Annotated in this window: 18 protein-coding genes; 10 read left to right on the top strand and 8 right to left on the bottom strand. The window is 68.0% G+C overall.

What is annotated here, in order from left to right; translation table 11 throughout:
- Positions 1 to 303: 303 nt before the first annotated feature.
- Genes ACWC2B_RS20675 through ACWC2B_RS20665 form a run of 3 tightly spaced genes read right to left on the bottom strand, consistent with a single transcriptional unit; the run spans position 304 to position 2,427 of the window.
- On the bottom strand, positions 304 to 855 hold the full coding sequence (locus ACWC2B_RS20675; RefSeq protein WP_450718557.1) for a cupin domain-containing protein: 552 nt from the start codon (positions 853 to 855) through the stop codon (positions 304 to 306).
- Positions 856 to 876: 21 nt separating this feature from the next.
- Positions 877 to 2,085 carry a cytochrome P450 gene (locus ACWC2B_RS20670; protein ID WP_450718555.1) on the bottom strand — a complete coding sequence of 403 codons (1,209 nt, stop codon included), beginning with the start codon at positions 2,083 to 2,085 and terminating at the stop codon, positions 877 to 879.
- Positions 2,086 to 2,100: 15 nt separating this feature from the next.
- Positions 2,101 to 2,427, bottom strand: a complete 327-nt coding sequence (locus tag ACWC2B_RS20665) for a hypothetical protein (protein WP_450718553.1) — start codon at positions 2,425 to 2,427, stop codon at positions 2,101 to 2,103.
- A gap of 559 nt (positions 2,428 to 2,986) precedes the next feature.
- Here ACWC2B_RS20665 and ACWC2B_RS20660 point away from each other — a divergent pair.
- On the top strand, positions 2,987 to 4,594 hold the full coding sequence (locus ACWC2B_RS20660) for an MFS transporter (protein ID WP_450718551.1): 1,608 nt from the start codon (positions 2,987 to 2,989) through the stop codon (positions 4,592 to 4,594).
- Between the two features lie 121 nt (positions 4,595 to 4,715).
- Here ACWC2B_RS20660 and ACWC2B_RS20655 read toward each other — a convergent pair whose 3' ends face one another.
- The gene (locus tag ACWC2B_RS20655) at positions 4,716 to 5,042 is read right to left on the bottom strand and encodes a hypothetical protein (protein WP_450718549.1); all 327 of its coding nucleotides are present in this window, start codon (positions 5,040 to 5,042) and stop codon (positions 4,716 to 4,718) included.
- 175 nt (positions 5,043 to 5,217) lie between these two features.
- Here ACWC2B_RS20655 and ACWC2B_RS20650 point away from each other — a divergent pair, with 175 nt between their 5' ends.
- Positions 5,218 to 5,457, top strand: a complete 240-nt coding sequence (locus ACWC2B_RS20650) for a hypothetical protein (RefSeq protein WP_450718547.1) — start codon at positions 5,218 to 5,220, stop codon at positions 5,455 to 5,457.
- Positions 5,458 to 5,535: 78 nt separating this feature from the next.
- Here ACWC2B_RS20650 and ACWC2B_RS20645 read toward each other — a convergent pair whose 3' ends face one another.
- Positions 5,536 to 7,080 (bottom strand): isocitrate lyase/phosphoenolpyruvate mutase family protein, encoded by a 1,545-nt coding sequence (locus ACWC2B_RS20645; RefSeq protein WP_450718545.1) that lies wholly within the window; start codon positions 7,078 to 7,080, stop codon positions 5,536 to 5,538.
- A gap of 65 nt (positions 7,081 to 7,145) precedes the next feature.
- On the opposite strand from ACWC2B_RS20645, the gene ACWC2B_RS20640 reads away from it, so the two are divergent.
- Both ACWC2B_RS20640 and ACWC2B_RS20635 read left to right on the top strand, forming a co-directional pair.
- Positions 7,146 to 7,820 (top strand): ArsR/SmtB family transcription factor, encoded by a 675-nt coding sequence (locus ACWC2B_RS20640; protein WP_450718543.1) that lies wholly within the window; start codon positions 7,146 to 7,148, stop codon positions 7,818 to 7,820.
- 185 nt (positions 7,821 to 8,005) lie between these two features.
- On the top strand, positions 8,006 to 8,611 hold the full coding sequence (locus ACWC2B_RS20635; RefSeq protein WP_450718541.1) for a dihydrofolate reductase family protein: 606 nt from the start codon (positions 8,006 to 8,008) through the stop codon (positions 8,609 to 8,611).
- A 158-nt stretch (positions 8,612 to 8,769) separates the two neighbouring features.
- Here the strand turns inward: ACWC2B_RS20635 and ACWC2B_RS20630 are convergent, their stop codons facing one another.
- A complete protein-coding gene (locus ACWC2B_RS20630) occupies positions 8,770 to 10,482 on the bottom strand; it encodes a hypothetical protein (RefSeq protein WP_450718539.1) in 1,713 nt (570 codons plus the stop codon).
- A 1,617-nt stretch (positions 10,483 to 12,099) separates the two neighbouring features.
- Here ACWC2B_RS20630 and ACWC2B_RS20625 point away from each other — a divergent pair.
- The gene (locus ACWC2B_RS20625; protein ID WP_450718537.1) at positions 12,100 to 12,546 is read left to right on the top strand and encodes an LppU/SCO3897 family protein; all 447 of its coding nucleotides are present in this window, start codon (positions 12,100 to 12,102) and stop codon (positions 12,544 to 12,546) included.
- Between the two features lie 194 nt (positions 12,547 to 12,740).
- On the opposite strand, the gene ACWC2B_RS20620 is transcribed toward ACWC2B_RS20625, so the two are convergent.
- Complete coding sequence (locus ACWC2B_RS20620; RefSeq protein WP_450718535.1) at positions 12,741 to 12,890, bottom strand: hypothetical protein; 150 nt, start codon at positions 12,888 to 12,890, stop codon at positions 12,741 to 12,743.
- 317 nt (positions 12,891 to 13,207) lie between these two features.
- Between ACWC2B_RS20620 and ACWC2B_RS20615 the strand changes: the two genes are divergently transcribed.
- Positions 13,208 to 13,330 carry a hypothetical protein gene (locus ACWC2B_RS20615; RefSeq protein WP_450718533.1) on the top strand — a complete coding sequence of 41 codons (123 nt, stop codon included), beginning with the start codon at positions 13,208 to 13,210 and terminating at the stop codon, positions 13,328 to 13,330.
- A gap of 351 nt (positions 13,331 to 13,681) precedes the next feature.
- On the opposite strand, the gene ACWC2B_RS20610 is transcribed toward ACWC2B_RS20615, so the two are convergent.
- On the bottom strand, positions 13,682 to 14,860 hold the full coding sequence (locus ACWC2B_RS20610) for a Cmx/CmrA family chloramphenicol efflux MFS transporter (protein WP_450718531.1): 1,179 nt from the start codon (positions 14,858 to 14,860) through the stop codon (positions 13,682 to 13,684).
- Between the two features lie 689 nt (positions 14,861 to 15,549).
- On the opposite strand from ACWC2B_RS20610, the gene ACWC2B_RS20605 reads away from it, so the two are divergent.
- From ACWC2B_RS20605 to tal, 4 genes are all read left to right on the top strand, one after another.
- Complete coding sequence (locus tag ACWC2B_RS20605; protein ID WP_450718529.1) at positions 15,550 to 16,212, top strand: HAD family hydrolase; 663 nt, start codon at positions 15,550 to 15,552, stop codon at positions 16,210 to 16,212.
- Positions 16,209 to 16,910, top strand: a complete 702-nt coding sequence (gene rpe, locus ACWC2B_RS20600; RefSeq protein WP_450718527.1) for a ribulose-phosphate 3-epimerase — start codon at positions 16,209 to 16,211, stop codon at positions 16,908 to 16,910. The genes ACWC2B_RS20605 and rpe overlap by 4 nt, the downstream gene beginning before the upstream one ends.
- A 71-nt stretch (positions 16,911 to 16,981) precedes the next feature.
- Complete coding sequence (locus ACWC2B_RS20595; protein WP_450718525.1) at positions 16,982 to 17,815, top strand: mycofactocin-coupled SDR family oxidoreductase; 834 nt, start codon at positions 16,982 to 16,984, stop codon at positions 17,813 to 17,815.
- A gap of 23 nt (positions 17,816 to 17,838) precedes the next feature.
- Entirely contained in the window at positions 17,839 to 18,969 is a 1,131-nt protein-coding gene (gene tal / locus ACWC2B_RS20590; RefSeq protein WP_450718523.1) for a transaldolase, read from the top strand.
- The last annotated feature ends 2 nt before the right edge of the window (positions 18,970 to 18,971 follow it).

Below are 18,971 nucleotides of genomic sequence, written 5' to 3'. Positions count from 1 at the left end.
CCGACGTGCGCCGGCGCCGGGGTGGTGTCGCTGGATGGTGGGGCGGCAGAGGTGCCGTTACGACCGTTTGCACTCTCCGGATTGCGCCGGCCCACCCCATCGATAGGGTCGGGCATATGAACCACCGCACCCGGCGGAACCGTTGTCATCTCCTACTGCCGCGTTCTCGATCCGGTGTTTCCGCCGACCCCGGCCGTATCCGCCCGCACTACTCGCGCGGACGGACCGGCCGAGGTCGGAGGACAGATGTCGGGCTCACCGTCTTCAACACCTGTGACGACGTCACCGGAGAGCGGGACCGGATCACGTCCGCCCGCTGAACCTGGTGCGCAGCGGCGTCAGTTGCTGGATTCCGTAGCGCACCCGCAGCGCGGATACGGCCGCCTCGTCCGGGGGCCCGTCGGCGTTCAGGATCTCCAGCAACTCCTCGAAGTAGCGTTCGTGGTTCGGGGGTGGAGCCGCCTGTACGAGCATCCTGGCATTCTGGTCCGTCCGGTTGGCGAAGGCATGCGGACAGCCGGGCGGCACATGCACCACCGAGCCCGGGGTGGCCCGTGCCGGCCGCTCGCCGGAACGGGACTCCCACAGCTGCCAGTTGTCCGGCGTGCGTTCCCGGGGCTCGAAGGCGAGCACCTCCAGCTCGCCTTCGAGGAGGTAGAACACCTCCTCGCTGTTGGCGTGGGCGTGGGCTCCCACGTCGAACCCTGGGGGCACCACCACTTCGAAGAGGGAACCCACCTTGGTGCGCGCGCCCGTCACCTTCATCGTCACCTCCTGGGCGCTGGTCACCAGGGTTCGTCCCGCGCCCGGCGGGAGCACCAGGCCGTCCATCGTGTGCGTCGTCGGATCGCTCATCGGGAGGTCCTCCGTTCTGCGTCACCAGGTCACCGGGATCGCTTCTGGACCCCGGATCAGCTCGCCTCGCCGCCAGCGGATTTCACTCGGCGCAACGGCGAGCCGCAGGTCGGGGAAGCGGTCGAGCAGTCCGCGGAGCATCACCTGCATCTCCATCCGGGCCAGCCAGGGGCCGGCGCAGTAGTGCGGTCCGTTGCCGAAGGCCAGGTGTGGATTGAAGGAGCGGTCGAAGTCGAGGCTGTGCGGGTTGTCGAACTTCTCCGGGTCGCGGTTGGCCGCCACGTACGAGGCGTAGACCGGATCGCCGCGCCGGATGGTCACCTCGCCGACCTGCACGTCCTCGGTGGCGATGCGGCCCATGCCCACCGCGTTGCGGTGGGGGATGTAGCGCAGCAGCTCCTCCACCGCCTGCGGCAGCAGGTCCGGCTCGGCCAGCAGCCTGGCATGGTGCTCCGGGTGTGTGAGCAGCAGGTAGACCATGTTGGCGCTGTTGAACCGCACCGAGTTGATGCCGCTGACCTCCATCAGCACGGCGAACGACACCAGCTCCTTCCGGGAGAGCTGGCCGTCTCGCTCAGCGGCGGCCATATGACTGAGCACGTCGTCACGGGGCTCCGCCATCCGCTGGGTGGCCAGCGCGTCGAAGTAGGCGCCGATCTCCTCCTTGGCCTGCTCGCTGCGCCGGCGGCCGTGCAGCGACGAGATGACCAGCAGGGTCCAGTCGAGGATGCGAGACCAGTCCTCCTGCGGCACGCCCATCAGCTCGCTGATCCCGGCCACCGAGAAGGGCGTGTTGAGGTGTTCCATCACGTTGGCCGGCGCCCCGGCCTGTTCCATCGCGTCCAGAAGGTCCTCGGCGATCTTCTCGGCGCGCGGTCGCAGTTGCTCGATGCGCCGACGGGTGAACATCGCCGCCACCGTCTTGCGCAGCCCGGTGTGGTACGGAGGGTCGGTGAACCCCACCGCGTCGTCGAGCGGGATGAAGTGCGGGGCGAGCCGGGTGACATCGCGGCCGGCCAGTTCCGCCCTGCTGAACCGCGGGTCGGTGGTGACCAGTCTGACGTCCTCGTACTTCGTCGCCACCCACGCGTCGCCTTCCCCGTGCGGCATCCGGATGCGGGCGAGTCCGCCGTCTTCCAGCATCTCCCGCATCGCCGGGTCGAAGTCGAGGGCTTCGACGTCGTCAACGCTCCAGAAGCGGACCGGTGGCTCGTCCGTTTGACTGCTCATGATGGGTACCTCCTGCTAGGTGCGGACGCGGACTCGAACTGCCTGCTCCAAGGGCCGGGTGCCGAGGCGGATCTCGGCGGTGATGCCGGGACCGAAGCCGGTCGGCAACCCTCGTGCGAGTGCGCGAAGGCCGACGTCCCACAGGCGTGCCGGTGCGTCGAGCACCACGGTGCCGGCGATGTTGTCGTACTCATTGAGCGTGGCGCGGCTGAACGGGAAGGCTTCAGTTGGGGCGCCCAGGAAGCCGCTCAGACTGTCGAGGGTGCGTGGCCCGCCGGCGTGGATGATGTGGAAGTCCAACTCGCGGGCGTACCAGTCGCGTTCTTCCTCCACCGTGCGCAAGGCCGGGGTGAGTGGCTCCAGCGTGCCCGGGCACCCGCTAGGTTCCCGTGCCTGGCGCACCGCTGCCGGAACACCCGGAACACGAGCCTTGGATTCCGTTCGGTAGACGACACCGCGGGCGTCTATTCCGGGACGGCGCAACTCCACTTGCGAGAGGCTGGACGACGCTCCGTTTGAGAACTCCGGTAATTTCGGTCAGCCGGAGTGCGAGATCACGTTGCGGATGGTCATGGTGCGTCCTCCGCGCCAGTTCGAGAGGGTCCTCAAGGGCGCTGATGTGATCGGGGACCGCGATTGCCGACTTGTACAGAACGGCCATGGATCTGCTCCTCAAGGACGGGGTCCTGTTCGGCGCCGCGTTCCACGCTAGGACAGCCCGTCGAAACCCGCACGTCGAAGCCCGCATACCGTTCCACCAGCGCTTTGGAGGGCGGCCCCAGCCGGTGGACACCGGGGCGCGAAGTGAGGAATCTCAAGTAATAGCCGATTCATCCGCCATTCGGGGGATAGCGGCGATATAGCGCCGATTCTGTACGGTGAGTGACTCTAGCGTGGGAACATGTCTGCCCCCGAGTCCCGGTCTCCGGCCGTACAGATTCCCGAAGCGGTGCATTCCCGCCGCTGGCTGATCCTGACCGTGCTGCTTTTCAGTCTGATCGTTGTCGTGCTCGACAATTCGATCCTCAATGTCGCGATGAAGACCATCGCCCAGCCGCCCCCTACTGGACTGGGCGCCACTCAGAGTCAGCTGGAGTGGGCGATCAACGCCTACACGCTGGTCTTCGCCGGGCTCCTGTTCACCTCTGGGCTTGTCGGCGACCGGGTGGGACGCAAGAAGACCCTGATCTTCGGCATGCTGGTCTTCGGCACCGGCTCACTGCTCTCCGCGATCTCCGACTCCTCCGGCGAACTGATCGCGTTCCGTGCTCTGATGGGCTTCGGTGCCGCGTTCGTCATGCCCAGCACCCTCGCAATCATCGCGAACGTCTTCGACCGCGACGAGCGACCCAAGGCCATCGGCATCTGGACCGGCACGGTCGGCTTCGGTATCGCACTCGGCCCGATCGTCGGCGGGCTGCTGCTCCAGCACTTCTGGTGGGGATCGGTGTTCCTGGTCAACGTGCCCATCGTGACGATCGGCGTGGTCGCGATGGCCGCGCTCGTACCGGACTCCAAGGACCCCCTCCCCGGCCGGCTCGACCCGGTCGGGGTGCTGCTGTCCGTCATCGGCCTGGTCCTGCTGGCGTACGGCATCATCAAGGGCGGCCAGCTCGCCGACTTCACCGCGCCCGCGTCGTGGATGGCGATCGTCACCGGTGTCGCCGTTCTGGGCGGCTGGGTGCTGCATGAGCACCGAAGCGACCACCCGGCATTCAACGTCGCGTACTTCCGCGACCGGCGCTTCTCCGCCTCCGTGGTCGCCATCGGCTTCGTCTTCTTCGGGCTGGTGGGCGTGACCTTCTTCACCGTCTTCTACACCCAGAGCGTGCGTGGCTACTCCCCCCTGCAGTCCGGCTTGTTGATGCTCCCGCTCGCCGCCGCCCAAATCATCTTCGCGCCGAGGGCTCGCCTGGTCGTCGCCCGATTCGGCGCACGTGCCGTGTGCACCGCCGGCTTGGCTCTGGACGCGGTCGCGTTCCTCGGCTTCCTGCTCCTCGGTACTGCTACCCCGATCTGGGTACTTGAGGTGGTGTTCTTCCTGATGGGCACGGCGATGGCACATGTGATGCCACCCGCCACCGTCATGATCATGTCGTCGCTGCCGCGCGAGAAGGCGGGTTCCGCCTCCGCGGTCAACAACACCTTCCGGCAGGTCGGCGGTGCGCTGGGGGTCGCCGTACTGGGCTCACTGCTGTCCACCGTCTACCACAGCGGCATCGACGACCATCTCGCAGCAGTCCCCGGCCTGTCGGAGAACCTGCGGCACACAGCGGGCGAGTCGGTCGAGACCACCCTGGCGGTCGCGCAGAAACTGGGGCCGGCGGGCAGGGCACTGGTCCAGCCCGCCAACGACGCGTTCATCCACGCCATGCACGTCACCGCAACCGCATCGGCCGGGGTCGCCGCTGTCGGAGCGGTTGTGGCCCTGGTCTTCCTGCCGCGCCGCACCCCTCAGGAGCCGCCCGCCTTCGAACAGGAAAAGGTGAGCGCGAGGAGCGAAGGATAAGAGCGAGGCCCACAGAGGGTCTATTCCCTCCGCCGCGACGGTCGCGGCGCCGGCCTGCCGCTCCTGACCAGTGGTGCCCTCGTGTCCTCTACGGGACGCGAGGGCATCACTGGTCAGGAGGTCAGCACTTCGGCATGTGGACCACGGAGTCGAAGTGGTTCGCTTCGGCCCAGACGGGATCCTGGCTCGCGTCGGGGATCTTGTACCACCCGGTCGTGGACATGCAGATGACCGGGGCGCTCTCGCCCTTCCGTATGCCCCTGCCCACCTTCGGGGAATGGGTCGTGGCCTCCTCGTAGGTCGGGGCATTCTCGAAGGCGTGCACCCAGATCTGCCCCTGCGCCTTGGAGGCCGGGTCCTGGCTTGCGGCGTGAGCCACCGGCGACAGCATCGCCGCCAGCGCGAATCCCATACCGGCCGCTGCCGCGCTCCGCGCGAACTTCCTCACGGTCATACTCCTTTGAAGGTCAGAAGGTCAGAAGTCATTGGTCTGGACACAGGTGGTTGTTCGCGGGCCGGGTACCCCAGGGCAACGCGCTCGCCCGCGCCCTCCACCCTGTTGCCCCAGGATGCCGGTTTGCCGAGGTCGGGTCGTTAGCGCTGAGTGCACACCCACATGGGAGATGAGTCCACTGGAGACCTGTGCAGCCCGGCTTGTCGCCGGCCCCCGCCGAACGGAGCGGGCGCTGCGCCGCAAGGCGCACCTGGCCGGAATTCTCGCGGCAGCCATCGCGGTGGCCAACCTCGATGCGCTGCGCAGCGCAGAGGTGACCTCGTTCTGGTTCTGGGCCGGGGCACTGGCCACGGCCTTCACACTGGGCTATGCGGCAGTCCAGTACCGGGACTTCCGCCACCAGCGATGAGCACAACAAATCGGCGGTGACCGGGCCGGTTCTCGCCCGGCAACCCGGAGGTTCCGGACTTCCGGCGCGGCGCCGATGTCAGGTTCTGGAGTCGACTGCGCGGAGTACCGAAGTCGCCTGCACTTCGGTGTAGGAGGGGGCGCTGAGGTCTGTCGGCCGGCCGTCGCGGATGTCGGTCGCGGTGGTCACGGCCGCCGCCAGAGCTTTGCGGTAGAGCAGCGAGCCGAGGCTGATCCTGCGCACGCCCAGCGCGGTCAGTTCGGTGAGGTTCGGGCCGGTCGGTGTGTAGAGGATGTTCAGCGGTACGACGAGGGCTGCTGTCAGGGCGGCGATCCCGTCCGGATCCGACAGACCCGGCACGAACACCCCGTCCGCCCCGGCCTGTTCGTAGACCGCGAGGCGTTCTGCGGTTTTCTCCTCCTGGCATCCGAGCCAGTGGGTGTCAGTGCGGGCGTTCACGAAGAGCGCGGGTACGGAGGCTTTGACGGCAGCCACCTTCTCGGCATGCAGCGCGACGGGGGCGAGGGTGCCATCCGAGCGGCCGTCTTCAAGGTTGATCCCCGCAGCGCCGGCGTCGTGCAGCCTTCGGGCCAGCTCGGCCACTTCCTCCGGGTCGTCGCTGAAACCGCCTTCGGCATCGACGGTGAACAGGAAGGATCCCTGCCCGAGTCGGCGGGCCAGCGCCACCGTCGCCTCCGCGGTGGCGGCCGCTCCGTCCGGCAGGCCGAGGCCCGCTGCCACGCCCAGGCTGGTAGTGCCGATCGCATCAAAGCCCTGTGCCACCAGGGCGGCGGCACTGGCGTAGTCCCAGGCGTTGGGCAGCAGGAGCGGGGCGGTCTGGTGGTGCAGGCGGGCGAACGCGGTCAGCGGACGCCGGAGCAGGCCGTCCGCCAAGGAGAGAGCGTGCGCCCTGCCGGGGCAGACCCGGGGTGGTGCGCCGAAAGTGAGCGGCACGGGATGCGTACTCTGCGCGGCTGCGAGATCCAAGAGCACCACATCGCCCTCGGCGATGTCCTGTCCGGCGACGTTGGTGGCGCGGGCGGCGATGCGGCGCATGGTTCGCACGGGTGGAGTCTCCCGGAGCACCCGGGCCAGCGGTACGTCGCCTCCGGCCGCGGCCTCGACCAGTGCCGCCGTGGCCGCGCACGCCTGCACCAGCAGCCCGATGCGGTTGGCCGCGGCTTCCATGGCGGCCTGGTCCGCGTTCTCCGAAACCAGCCGCGCCATCAGCCGGGCCACGGCCCGGTCCGCGGCCGGGTCCGCGCCCCCGAAGTAGGTCTCCGCCACAGTGGTCACCGCCTCCGCCACCATCTTGGGCTCCGGCATGTCCAGGGCCGCGGCAAGGGCACGGACCACCCGGACCCGGACCTCTCCCTCGGTGCCGGCCGCTACCGCCCGCCGCAGCGCGGCGGGCTCCAGCCGGGCGAGTTCGGCCTCCACGAGGGCTCTGCGCCGCCGGTGCGACTCACCGGAACTGAACCTGGCCACAGTGGCCCGCAGCCACGCGACACTCGCCCCCGCGGGACCGTCGTCCGATGCCGGCAGCTCGGGGACCAGCGCTGGGTCGGCAAGCGCGGCACGCACGTCCCTATGACGGTTGAATTCATGCATCGTGTGTGTCATGGCCCCGACGCTAGGAGCAGAACAGTTCGGCGGTGCCCGAACCATGCCTGCGGCATCATGACGGCATGCCTTCACTCGCCGAGACCGCCGCCCTGTTCGCCGACCGCACCCGGGCCGTCTTCTGCCAGGCACTGCTGGACGGACGTGCGTGGACAGCGGGCGAGCTCGCCCGGCATGCGGGTGTGCGCCCCTCCACCGCCAGCGAGCAGCTTTCGCGCCTCATCGAGGGTGGAGTGCTGACCGAGGAACGCCAAGGCCGGCACCGCTACGTTCGGCTGGCAGGCCCGGAGGCGGCCGCCCTCGTCGAAACCCTCGCCTCGTACGCCTCGGATACTCCCCGTCCGCAGAATCTGCGCGAATCGGTGCGGCTCAGCGCCGAAGCCCGCGCCCGCACCTGCTACGACCATCTGGCGGGGCGGTTGGGCGTGGTCCTGGCAGACGCGATGATCGCCCGAGGGCTGGTTGCCACCGACTGCGGGCTCGCCGTCACCGCGGCAGGCCGGGCATGGCTGGCCGAAGCCCTGGAATACGAGCAGCCGCCGGGCGCCAGGCGCCCCTTGGTCCGGGACTGCCTGGACTGGACGGAGCGCCGACCGCATCTTGCAGGGGCGATGGGCGCGGCCTTGTGTGCCACGGCATTGCACCGGCAGTGGCTACGGCGGGTCGGCTCCGGACGCGCGGTCAAGGTGACACCACGGGGCACCGAGGCGTTCCGCACTCTGCTGGGAGTGACGGTCTAGCTGCGGTGCGGGAGCCACCGGGCGTCACGCGGAAGATCATCGACTGGCGCGTCCCACCAAGGACCGAGCCCGACCCACGTGAGACGAACACCCAACGGACGTAACGCCCACTCAGGCGTCGTGGACGTTCCGCCGATGAGTTTCCGACGGTTGCGCCGTCTACCCATCGACGAAGGGAGCGCACCATGCGCGAGATCATTGTTTGCACGTTCCTGACGCTGGACGGCGTCATGCAGGCGCCGGGCGGTCCGGACGAGGACGCCGAGAGCGGCTTCGAGCACGGCGGCTGGCAGAAACCGGTGTCCGACGACGAGGTCGGCGCGACCATCGCCGGCTGGTACGAGGACTCCGACGCGATGCTGCTCGGCCGCAAGACGTACGAGATCTTCGCGTCGTACTGGCCGACCGCCGATCCCGGCAACCCGTTCACCAGTCGGATGAACAACATGCACAAGTACGTGGCGTCCCGGACCCTGACGTCCGTCGAGTGGCAGAACTCCACGCTCCTTGAGGGCGACATCGTCGATGCCCTACGCGAGCTGAAGGCGTCCGACGGCGGCAACATCAACGTCGTCGGCAGCGGCGACCTCGCCCAGACCCTCATGCGGCACGGCCTCGTCGACGAGTACCGGCTGACCATCCATCCGGTGATCATCGGTACCGGTAAGCGGCTGTTCGCCGAGGGATCGATCCCCACTGCGCTGGAGCCGGTCAGCGTCTCGACGACGAAGGGCGGCACCGTCGTCGGCGTCTACCGGACGAACGGTAGGCCCAGCTACGACAGCTACTGATACCGCACCGGCGCTTGTCCTGACTGGTCGGCTCTGTGCACAAGGGGATTTACCTGCCGGGGGGGCGAAGCGAGGGCTGCGGACAACGGACCCCTCCCCCACATTCGGTGGCAGAGGGGTCCGGATGCGTGCCGGTGACGTCACACGTCAGTCTGGCGTCAGGAGACGGTCACGTCGTCGTAGTACGTGTACGTCTCGTCACCCACGTAGTCATCGTCCTTGCTGGTGAGCGTGAGGGTGTAGCTGTGGCCCGCGGTCAGGGAGCCGGAGGCGGTCTTCCAACCGGCGCCGTTGGTGCAGGTCTTGGGCAGGACCGTCGTGGTGGCGCCGGTCGTGTTGTCCTTCAGCGTGGCGGTGGCCCAGTCGTAGGTGACGGTGTCGGGGCAGGTCACGTCGTAGGCGAAGGAGACCTTGGAGCTGCCGGTCGGCGCGGTGAAGGTCTGGGCGATGGAGGAGGTGTTGGTCGGGCTGGACGAGCCGACCAGCGCGCCGTAGCTGCCGGTGTGGGCGGCGGCGGAGCCGGCGGTGGCGGAGCCGGCGGAGGTCCAGCCGCTCAGGGTGCCCGCCTCGAAGGTGCCGTTGGTCAGCGCGCTGCCGCCGCCGGTGCTCCCACCGGTGGCGAAGGCCGTGGTGCCGTTCGGGGTGCCGAGGCCGGTCGGGCCGTCGTAGCCGGGGCCTGCGGTGCACAGGTAGCTCGGCGAGCAGGTTCCGTTGTTGCCCGTGGTGACGTCGTTGAGCGCGCTGGTGTGCGCGTACGGGTACTTCGACGGATAGTCGCCGGTGCCGGGCGTGCCGGCCAGCGCGTAGACGCCGGCGATGATCGGTGCGGAGGCGCTGGTGCCGCCGTACACGTTCCAGCCGCTGGCCTGGTAGCTGTCGTACACCGCGACACCGGTGGCCGGGTCGGCGACGGCCGACACGTCGGAGATGGCGCGCTTCGAGCATCCGCTGTCGGTCTGCCAGCTGGGCTTGGGGTCGTATGCCGAGCAGCCGGAGCCGGTGCCCTCGGTGCTGTTGGTGTGCCACACCGACTCGGACCAGCCACGGGCGCTGGAGTCCCGCTTCAGAGCGGTGCCGCCGACCGAGGTCACGTACTGGGAGGCCGCCGGGTACTCGGCGCCGTACGCGGAGTCGCCCGCCGAGACGGTGATCGCGACACCGGGGTGCTTGAAGTACTGGTTGTCCGCGGTGAGGTCCGAGGAGTCCTCGGAGCCGCCGTAGCTGTTGGACACGTACTTGGCTCCGTGGGCGACGGCGGTGTTGACCGCGGTGCCCAGGTCGCTCATGTTGGCCGTGCTGGACTCGACCAGCAGGATGTGGGCGTTGGGGGCGATCGCGGAGACCATGTCAAGGTCCAGGGAGATCTCGCCCGCCCAGCCGGCGTCTGCGGTCGGGTAGTTGGTGCCGCCGTTCTGGTCGATCTTGCTGAAGCACCCGTTGGCCGTGGTGCAGGCGGGCAGGCCGTACTGGCTGCGGTAGGCGGCCAGGTCGGACTCGGCGTTGGGGTCGTCCTGGGCGTCGACGATGGCGATCGTCGCACCGGCACCGCCGTTCGCGGGCAGGTTGTAGGCACTCAGCAGGTCGGACGGGCCGTAGCCGGACGGCACGGCGAGCGGCGAGACCGCGTTGACCGCGAGCGCGTGCGGCTGGACGACGTCGGTGCGGGCGAGCGCCTTGCAGGCCATCACCCGGTGCTTGGTGGGCTGCGAGCAGAGCCGCTTGACATGCGGGGTGGCCGAGGCCGACGCGCCGGTGCTCGCGGTGGCCTGGGCCGAACCGGCCGCGACCAGGCCGGTGGTGGCGAAGGCGAGCGAGACGAGCCCGGTCAGGGCGGTCCGCTGCGCGGCTCTTGATATATGGGGGATACCCATGGGTGGGGGTGCCTCTCTCGTACCGGTCACCGCACGTCGGTCGACGGGCGTGACCGCTCGGCTGGACAGCGGCGGACGGCATACCGGCTCACGCCCCGAACAGAGACTCGCCACCCCGCCGAAATATCCGCGTGAAGAGAGCAGCGGAAAGCGGTACCGCAATCGCACAGGGGGTACCCCAGTGCGTGCGGTGGCCGTTTCGCGGGGAATTGCTCTCTCCGCAGACAGGGAAGTAAGCCCCGAACCGAAACGCGAACCCTATTTGTCTAACGAACTGTCACCACGGGCTGTGGTGGCACCGTTCGCCGGGCGGAAGCAAAGCAGACTTGACGAGAACCGGTCAACCGGTATGGCCCCGGTTTCTTCCACTCAACTCGTTACGGGGACATGAACAGGACGGACAGATCAGGACCAGAGCAGGTAAATGCCTGGTGGGTCATTACTCGCGGCTGGACGGGAATTGACCTGTACTCGATCCGGTAAGCAGAAATGCATGGGCTGATCTTGACCACTCATTGACCATTCCCTCCGAGGGCCGCCCGTTCAACCGCCGTGTGCTGCCCGGGTAGTTGGGTCATAGCCCTTCACTTGACCGGTGCCGGTCGGACGTCTGACCATCGCCTGACCTGCTGTGACGACTGAACCCCGCGCTTTCAGTTCGAGTGGCTTGATGGTGAATTGGTCGTCAAATCATGGGAGTCCGGGCGGGTTTGGCGACCTGGGCGTTTAGGGGGACTGGAGCGCTGACCCGGTTCTGCGAGCGCCTGTCACCGGAAGTCTCCGAGGGTTGACTTCAAGTCCTGTGTTGTGCGTGCTCTGTGTTGTGCGTGGCCCGTGTTGTGCGCGGCTCGTGTTGTGCGTGACCCGTGTTGTGCGGGCTGTTTCGTCTGGCCCACTGTCGGTGAGGTGGAGTGTCAGGTGCGGTCGAGGGGCGTTTCCCATGGGTCGGCAAAAGCTGTCGGTGGGCAGCAAGAAGTCTTCGTAACGGTCGCCGCCGGCAGGGAATTCGCGATTAGCGCTCGAAGATGGCGAGGATGTACTCATCAAGCCTGCTGATCGGCAGGGCTAGAGCCACATCAGGGCGGTCCAGTTCGCGCCAGGGAATAGCGGAACCTTCTTGGTGGCCGGGGGGGGAAGGCCAACGCGTCGAGCAGCCGCGAGTACAAGTGCGCCGCGTTCTTATCTGCGACCCGTGCTCCTGCGGCGACGTACCGTTCCGCGAAGTTCATGCCCATGGGAACCGTGTAGCAGGGCCAGCCCTGGCCTCCTCGCTGAACAAGCGTTGCTCACCCAGCAAGGTCGGCCAGCGAGGTCGGCCAGGGGCCGAGCGGCGGCGACCTCCGTCCTCCTGTCGAGTGCCGGTGCCGGTGTCGGTGCCGCAGGAGACGATAAGGGAGGCGTTCACCCGCAGTCCGCCGAGGACAGTACCGTCGAATGACGGCAACTCGCCGCCACAGCGGGCGGGGTCAGCCTTCAGGGGCCCCCGCGACACCTTGCTGGCCCGGGCCGTATGGGTCATCGCCCACATCATCAACGACCTGACGTCCTGCGACCCCGGCACCGAGAACCACACCGGGCCACCGGCGAACAGCGAGTACAGGCAGGTGGGCTAGATTCATGATCGCCTTCGCACTGCCCCCACTGCCTGAGGAACCACCCGTGTCCCAAATACCGCCGTTGGACGGCCTGAACGCCTCATACACCCCGGCGCAGATACGACGCAACCGCCTCATCCTCATCGGTCTGGTTCTTGTCGTCGCGGGCATGGTGGTGTTCTGGGCCTTGGGTCCTTACGACACGAAGGACCAGTCCGCAACGCTCAAAGCCGGTGACTGCTTTGAGAACATCGGGACGGACAAGGAAGCGAAGACCAAGAAGCTCGACTGCACTGACCCACACGCCGACTACAAGGTCCTCAAGATGGACAAGAACGCAGTCGTCGACACCCTCGCATGCTCCGACGTCCCGGGCACGACCGGCTCACTCACTCAGTCAGGCTCCGGAAAATGGTTCGTCGTGTGTTTCAAGGCAAACGATGAGAGCAGCGAGGGCAGCAAGAAGTAGTCCGGCGCGGTCTGATCCAAATGGTCAGGACCATCCGGCCGCGTTGATGCCTCACGCATCGGTCTGGAGACCGCGAGCAGACCGGGCAGCTCCATCGGAGTGGTCGGCGTGGGCTCGATTTTCCACCGGTATGAGCTTCGCCAACTTCATGGCGCGGGGAAGCCCGATCGAGGTCTGCAAGACGAAGGGCGTCGCTACGTCGCCGATGTGGCGAAGGTCGGCTTCAACGCATCCATGGCCGCTGCCACGACCGCTCCGAACCCGGTCAAGTCTGCGGCGTTCAGCACGGCAGCGGTCAGCTCTTCGACCAGGGCAAGCAGCGCGCGGTACGAGCGGCGCGCCACTGCCGTACCCCCGCATGAAGCACTGCCACAGCGCCACGCCTCTGTCCACCAGCACCGCCGTCAGCACGCTCGAAGCCCGTCCCCGACACCCGCCCTTTGAGTGGGACCGCAGGTCCTCCCGGTGCGTCGGCGATCACCGCGGGTCAGACACGCGTTAAACCGGGCACCCACCCCACGAGAACGGGAGAAACTCGATGCGTGTCCGCCCGATCGTCACCGCCCTGCTCCTGGCCGGCGCAGCCGTCATCCCCCTGTCCAGCCCGAGCACCGCAACACCACATCCGACGCCCTTCGGGTCCTGTCAGCGGGAAGGAGCCATGTCCGTCGGAGGAAACGGGTTGTACACCTGCGACCAAGGCCGGTACATCTACCGCACCTGCGACCCCGGCGCCCGACCTGTGCAGATCACCCGGGACACCGTCATGTGCACCGACGAGTGACACCGGTGACCACCCGGCACGGCTGCTAGGCACGGCAGCTCGCACTCACCAGCGGTGCCCAGCCACTCGGCTGGGCACCGGGCACGAGACGGCGGTGCCGTGTGAGGCGCGGCGATCGACGGCGCACACCATGTCCGCCCGGCCGCACGACATCGCCGATGACCTCCCGGATACCGGCGGTCATCGCGCGGGCCGCTGTCTCATCCAGCGGCAACAGCGCCTGGCTGGCACATCACCGCCGACGACGACGCCGGGTCCTCACCGGTGGGCTTCCGTGCGGGATCGGACGGGTGCGGCAGCGCTCCATGAGCCGTCGGCGACCCTCGATGTTCAACGGGGCGTTCGGAGGTGTCACCGCAGCGCCTCGGTGCTCCGGCCGACCGCGATCACCGTGCGGAGGGGGAACGCGATGAGCAGCGCGACCGCGACGAGGAGTCCACTCGCCCAGAACGGCCCGAGGTGCCCGGCTTCGGTGCTGAGGGTGGCCGCAGCGATGACGGGGCCGACGGCGGCGCCCACGTTGAGCGCGGCGGTCGCATACGAGCCAGCCATAGTGGGGGCTCCCGCGGCCTCGTAAAGGACGCGCGTAATCAGCGTGCTGCCCAGCGCGAACGACAGTGCGCCCTGCACGAAGACGAGGATGAACAGGGCGACCGGCTCCTTGGCCAGCATCGCCAGGGCCGGCCAGCCGATGAGCAGCAACGGACCACCGACCGCGATGACCGGACCGGGACGCCGGTCTGACAGCCGGCCGGCGACGGTGACGCCCACAAAGGAACCGGCACCGAAGAGCACCAGAGCGACAGAGATCGACAACTCGCCCAGCCCGGCGCTGTCGGTCACCACGGGGGCGATGAAGGTGAGGCTTGCGAAGGTTGCCGCGTTCACCAGCGTGCCGAGCAGCATCACCAGGATCAACGGCGGCCTTGTGAGCTGGGCGAGCTCCGCTCGCAACGCCGGCGTGCCAGTCGCCTCGTCCTCATCACGTCCTGCTGGGATTCCCTTCAGAATGCCGAGAGCCGCAGGCAGACAGAGGGCGGCGACAGCCCAGAATGTGGCTCGCCAGCCGAGTACCGTGCCGAGTACCGACCCACCAGGGACACCGGCGATCGTGGCCACCGTCGTGCCTGACAGCAGCACGGCCAACGCACGTCCCTTCCTGGCGGGTGGGACGAGCGCGGCGGCAGCCGTCAGAGCAACGGCAAGGAACCCTGCGTTCGCGAGCGCGGCGACGACTCGGGTGGCGGACAGGATGGGGAAGCTCGTGGTGATGGCGCCCACGGCGTGAGCCGCCGCGAAAGCGAGGATGAACCCGAGAAGGCTGGAGCGCCTGGGCCAGTTGCGGGCAAGGGCGGCGACAAGCGGGGCGCCGACGATCATGCCGATCGCGAAGGCCGAGGTGAGGACGCCTGCTGTCCCGACGGTGACGTCAAGATCTGAGGCGATGTCCGGCAAGAGGCCGGCGAGCATGAACTCCGAGGTGCCCATGGCGAAGACCGCCATGGCAAGCAGGTACAGCGAGAGAGGCATCGAGTGGCTCCGAGGTGAGGAGAGGCACGAGAAGGTCATCTCGTCACCGCGGCCGGCCCCCAGTTGTCACTTGTCCCGCCACAGAAAGCGGCGCGACGACGGGGCTACGAACTCAGTGGTTCAGGGGGCTGACGGCGTGACGGAAAGCCCCCACCTTGTCTGACTCAGGACTCGACATGGCCCGCACGCTACCCGACCGATGCCCGTCGAAGCATCTGGTTTCACTGGCATTGGCCTGTGCCACCCACGACATGTCCCGCGACAACTGGCCGCGCCCTCAGCCGAGGACCCTGCAGCCACCATGACAGGGCGGACGGCAAGCGCCCGCCGCCGTCGAACAGGCAGCCGTGCGCGGGCCCGACCGGCAGTATCAAATCGCGCACGCCGGGAGCACCGCGCGCGAAACCCGATATGCCGCACAGGTTTGAATTCCATTTTTCCGGGTTTCCGTCCTGCGCTATTCTCCGCACCCACACCTCGGGGTGCGCGCACAGGTGCGATAAATTCTGGACATTCCAGAACCGGACATATAGGGGCAGTACGTGTGTCCGGCAGGTTTCCTCGCAGGCGGGCGACGGGGGCGGAGATCCGCCAGGACGGCCTATACGCGATCGTCGCTCCCGGCCAGCACGGAATGGCGCTTGTAGGCTGCATATTCCAGCCGAAAGAACCTGCCGGAAGGGCAATGTATGGCACTGCACGCTGCCATCCTCTTCGACCTCGACGGAACGCTGGTCGACTCGTACGGGGATGCCGAGGATTGCTGGGGTGAGTGGGCCGATTCCGTCGGCCTGGGCGACACATTCGACCTCGCCCCCTTCTACGGACAGAAACGCGCCGACATCATCCGCACCCTTCTCCCGCGGCTTTCACAGCAGGAGATCGACGAACACGCCGAACGGGTCCGGCTGGCCGAACGAGCCAGAGTGGACAAGGTCGTGGCCCTTCCCGGAGCGGCCGAGGTGCTGGCCGCCCTGCCCGCCGAGCGGTGGGGGATCGTCACCTCCAACGACACCGAGGTGGCGCAGGCCCGCCTGCGCAGCGCCGGCCTGCCGGTACCCGACGTGATCGTCAGCGCGGACAACGTGGTCCACCCCAAGCCCCACCCGGAAGGATTCCTCCTCGGCGCCGCCAAGCTGGGTTTCGACCCCGCGTCAGTGGTTGGTATCGACGATTCTCCCATCGGTATCAACGCCGCGAAGGACGCCGGTATGACGGTTGTCGCCGTGCGTTTCCGGCATGACGTCAGCGAACTGGGCAATGCCCATGTGGTCGCTGACGGAGTCAAGTCCATCGAGTGCCGTACGCAACCGGACGGAATTACCCTCACCATCGATGGAGTTCCCTTATGAACACCAGGATTTCTCCCAGTATTCTCGCCGCCGACTTCACCCGTCTCGCCGAGGAGGCGGCCGCGGTCGCCAATGACGCCGACTTTCTCCATGTCGACGTCATGGACAGCCACTTCGTGCCCAACCTCACAGTCGGGTTACCAGTGGTGGAATCCCTCGTTAAAAACGCGCGGCTCCCCCTCGACATACACCTGGGTGTCTCCGACCCCGACCGCTGGGCCACCGGCTACGCCGAGGTCGGCGCCGGCAGCGTCACGATCCACGCCGAGGCCACCCACTCGCCCGTACGGACGCTTCGGGCCATCCGTGCCGCAGGTGCCCAGGCCGGGCTCGCCCTCAACCCGGCGACTTCCCTCCAGCCGTACGAGGGGCTGTTGGCCGAGGTCGACACCCTGCTGATCATGACGGTGGAGCCGGGTTTCGGGAGCCAGAAGTTCCTGGAGTTCACCCTCGACAAGGTCCGCCGGGCCCGTGCCCTCATCGACAACCTGTGCCGCTTCGGCGGCCGTGACATACCGCTGTGGCTCCAGGTCGACGGCGGCGTCAACGAAACCACCATCGCGCGCTGCGCCGAGGCCGGTGCCGACTCCTTCGTCGCCGGCTCGGCCGTCTACGCCGGTGACGATCCCGGAGCCGCCGTACGCGCCCTGCGCGCTCGCGCCGCCGACGGCGCACGATCGGTCGGCGTACGCGCCTGAGGCGGCGCGATCACGCGGAAACACCCCGCACCGACACCACCCGGCACGCTATCGAGGAGGAAGGCACAAGCATGGGACGGGTAGAGGGAAAGGTCGTTCTGATCACCGGAGCCGCGCGCGGCCAGGGCCGTTCGCACGCCGTCCGGCTGGCTCAGGAGGGCGCGCACATCATCGCGTCGGACATCTGCGAGGAGGTCGGCAGCACGCACTACTCCCTGGCGACCTCCCAGGACCTGCAGGAGACACGGAGCCTGGTCGAGAAGGAAGGGGGCAAGATCCTCACCTTCGGTGCCGACGTGCGCAGGCTGGACCAGATGGAGGCCCTGGTCCAGGCCGGGCTCGACGAGTTCGGGCACATCGACGTGGTGTGCGCGAACGCCGGCATCGGCTCGCTCGGCCGCTCCTGGGAGCTGACCGAGAAGCAGTGGAACGACATGATCGACGTCAACCTCACCGGCGCCTGGCACACCATCAAGGCAGCGGTCCCGCACATGATCGAGGCCGGCCGCGGCGGATCCATCATCTTCACCAACTCCGTCGCCGGCACGCTCGGCCGGCCGAACATGTCCCACTACGCCGCGTCCAAGCACGGACTCGTGGGGCTCATGAGGTCGCTGGCAAACGAACTGGCCCCGTACTACATCCGCGTGAACAGCATCCACCCGGGCAACGTGGACACCGACATGGTCCAGAACATCACCGGTCGACGCCTCCTGCTGCCGGACGTGGAGAACCCCTCCCGTGAGGAATTCGCCGCGGCTGCAGCCGAGTTGAGCGTCATCCCGGTGCCCTGGGTGGAGAGCGGCGACATCAGCAACGCGGTGCTGTGGCTGGCGTCCGACGAGGCCCGCTACGTCACCGGCGCCACGCTGCCCGTGGACGCCGGAGCCGCTGTCAAGGCATGAGCACACGAGGAGCCATACCCCCCATGAACGATCCGTTACGGCAGCTGACCGAACACGGCGTGTCCATCTGGCTGGACGACCTGAGCCGGAAGCGGATCGCCTCCGGCGGCCTCGCGTCCGTCGTCCGCGACCAGAACGTCGTCGGCGTCACCACCAACCCGTCCATCTTTCATCAGGCCATCGCCGGTGGTACCGGCTCCGCCTACGACGACGACCTGCGCGACCTGGCGTTGCGAGGTGTCACTGCCGAAGAGGCCGTGCGCGCCCTGACCACGGCCGACGTACGCGAGGCCGCCGACGTGCTGCGGAGCGTGTATCAGCGCACCGACAGCCATGACGGACGGGTCTCCCTGGAGGTCGACCCGCGCCTCGCCCACGACACCGACGCCACCGTGGCCGAGGCCCGCCACCTGTGGTGGACGGTCGACCGGCCCAACCTGCTCATCAAGATCCCGGCCACGCCCGCCGGCCTCCCCGCCATCAGCCGGGCGATCGCCGAGGGCATCAGCGTCAACGTCACCCTCATCTTCTCGATCGAGCGGTACCGGGCGGTGGTCGACGCCTACCAGACCGGACTGGAAGAGGCCCTGCGCAACGGACGCGACCTCTCCGTCATCGAATCCGTGGCCTCCTTCTTCGTCTCCCGGATGGACACCGAAACCGACCGGCGCCTTGAGGAGATCGGCACCCCGCAGGCGCTGGAACTGCGCGGCCGTACCGGACTCGCCAACTCCAGGCGTGCCCACCAGGTGTACGAGGAGACCGTGCGCCGCCCACGCTGGCAGGCCCTCCAGGCCGCCGGAGCCAACGTCCAGCGCCTGCTGTGGACCTCCACCAGCACCAAGAACCCGGCCTACCCCGACACGCTCTACGTCTCCGAGCTGGTCACCGCTGGCACCGTCAACACCTTGCCCCCGCAGACCCTGGACGCCGTCGCCGACCACGGCGACATCCACGGGGACACCGTGCGCGGAAACTACGCGGACGCCACCCGCGTACTCGCCACGCTCTCCGAACTCGGGATCGACTACGACGAGGTCGTCCGCCTCCTGGAGGACCAGGGCGTCGCCGCGTTCTCGAAGGCGTGGAACAGCCTCCTGGACAGCGTCGAAGCATCCCTCGCCCGCCTGCGCGGCCCGCACGAAGCACGGTGACC

Source organism: Streptomyces sp. NPDC001415, from assembly GCF_053597395.1.
The sequence above is the reverse complement of the archived record's forward strand: the minus strand, read 5'-3'. Positions and strand labels throughout refer to the sequence as shown.

Coding starts and splice junctions, on each gene's coding strand:
- ACWC2B_RS20675 (WP_450718557.1), bottom strand. CDS start 855: ATGAGCGATCCGACGACGCACACGATGGACGGCCTGGTGCTCCCGCCG.
- ACWC2B_RS20670 (WP_450718555.1), bottom strand. CDS start 2,085: ATGAGCAGTCAAACGGACGAGCCACCGGTCCGCTTCTGGAGCGTTGAC.
- ACWC2B_RS20660 (WP_450718551.1), top strand. CDS start 2,987: ATGTCTGCCCCCGAGTCCCGGTCTCCGGCCGTACAGATTCCCGAAGCG.
- ACWC2B_RS20650 (WP_450718547.1), top strand. CDS start 5,218: ATGAGTCCACTGGAGACCTGTGCAGCCCGGCTTGTCGCCGGCCCCCGC.
- ACWC2B_RS20645 (WP_450718545.1), bottom strand. CDS start 7,080: ATGACACACACGATGCATGAATTCAACCGTCATAGGGACGTGCGTGCC.
- ACWC2B_RS20640 (WP_450718543.1), top strand. CDS start 7,146: ATGCCTTCACTCGCCGAGACCGCCGCCCTGTTCGCCGACCGCACCCGG.
- ACWC2B_RS20635 (WP_450718541.1), top strand. CDS start 8,006: ATGCGCGAGATCATTGTTTGCACGTTCCTGACGCTGGACGGCGTCATG.
- ACWC2B_RS20630 (WP_450718539.1), bottom strand. CDS start 10,482: ATGGGTATCCCCCATATATCAAGAGCCGCGCAGCGGACCGCCCTGACC.
- ACWC2B_RS20625 (WP_450718537.1), top strand. CDS start 12,100: ATGATCGCCTTCGCACTGCCCCCACTGCCTGAGGAACCACCCGTGTCC.
- ACWC2B_RS20615 (WP_450718533.1), top strand. CDS start 13,208: ATGTCCGTCGGAGGAAACGGGTTGTACACCTGCGACCAAGGCCGGTAC.
- ACWC2B_RS20610 (WP_450718531.1), bottom strand. CDS start 14,860: ATGCCTCTCTCGCTGTACCTGCTTGCCATGGCGGTCTTCGCCATGGGC.
- ACWC2B_RS20605 (WP_450718529.1), top strand. CDS start 15,550: ATGGCACTGCACGCTGCCATCCTCTTCGACCTCGACGGAACGCTGGTC.
- rpe (WP_450718527.1), top strand. CDS start 16,209: ATGAACACCAGGATTTCTCCCAGTATTCTCGCCGCCGACTTCACCCGT.
- ACWC2B_RS20595 (WP_450718525.1), top strand. CDS start 16,982: ATGGGACGGGTAGAGGGAAAGGTCGTTCTGATCACCGGAGCCGCGCGC.
- tal (WP_450718523.1), top strand. CDS start 17,839: ATGAACGATCCGTTACGGCAGCTGACCGAACACGGCGTGTCCATCTGG.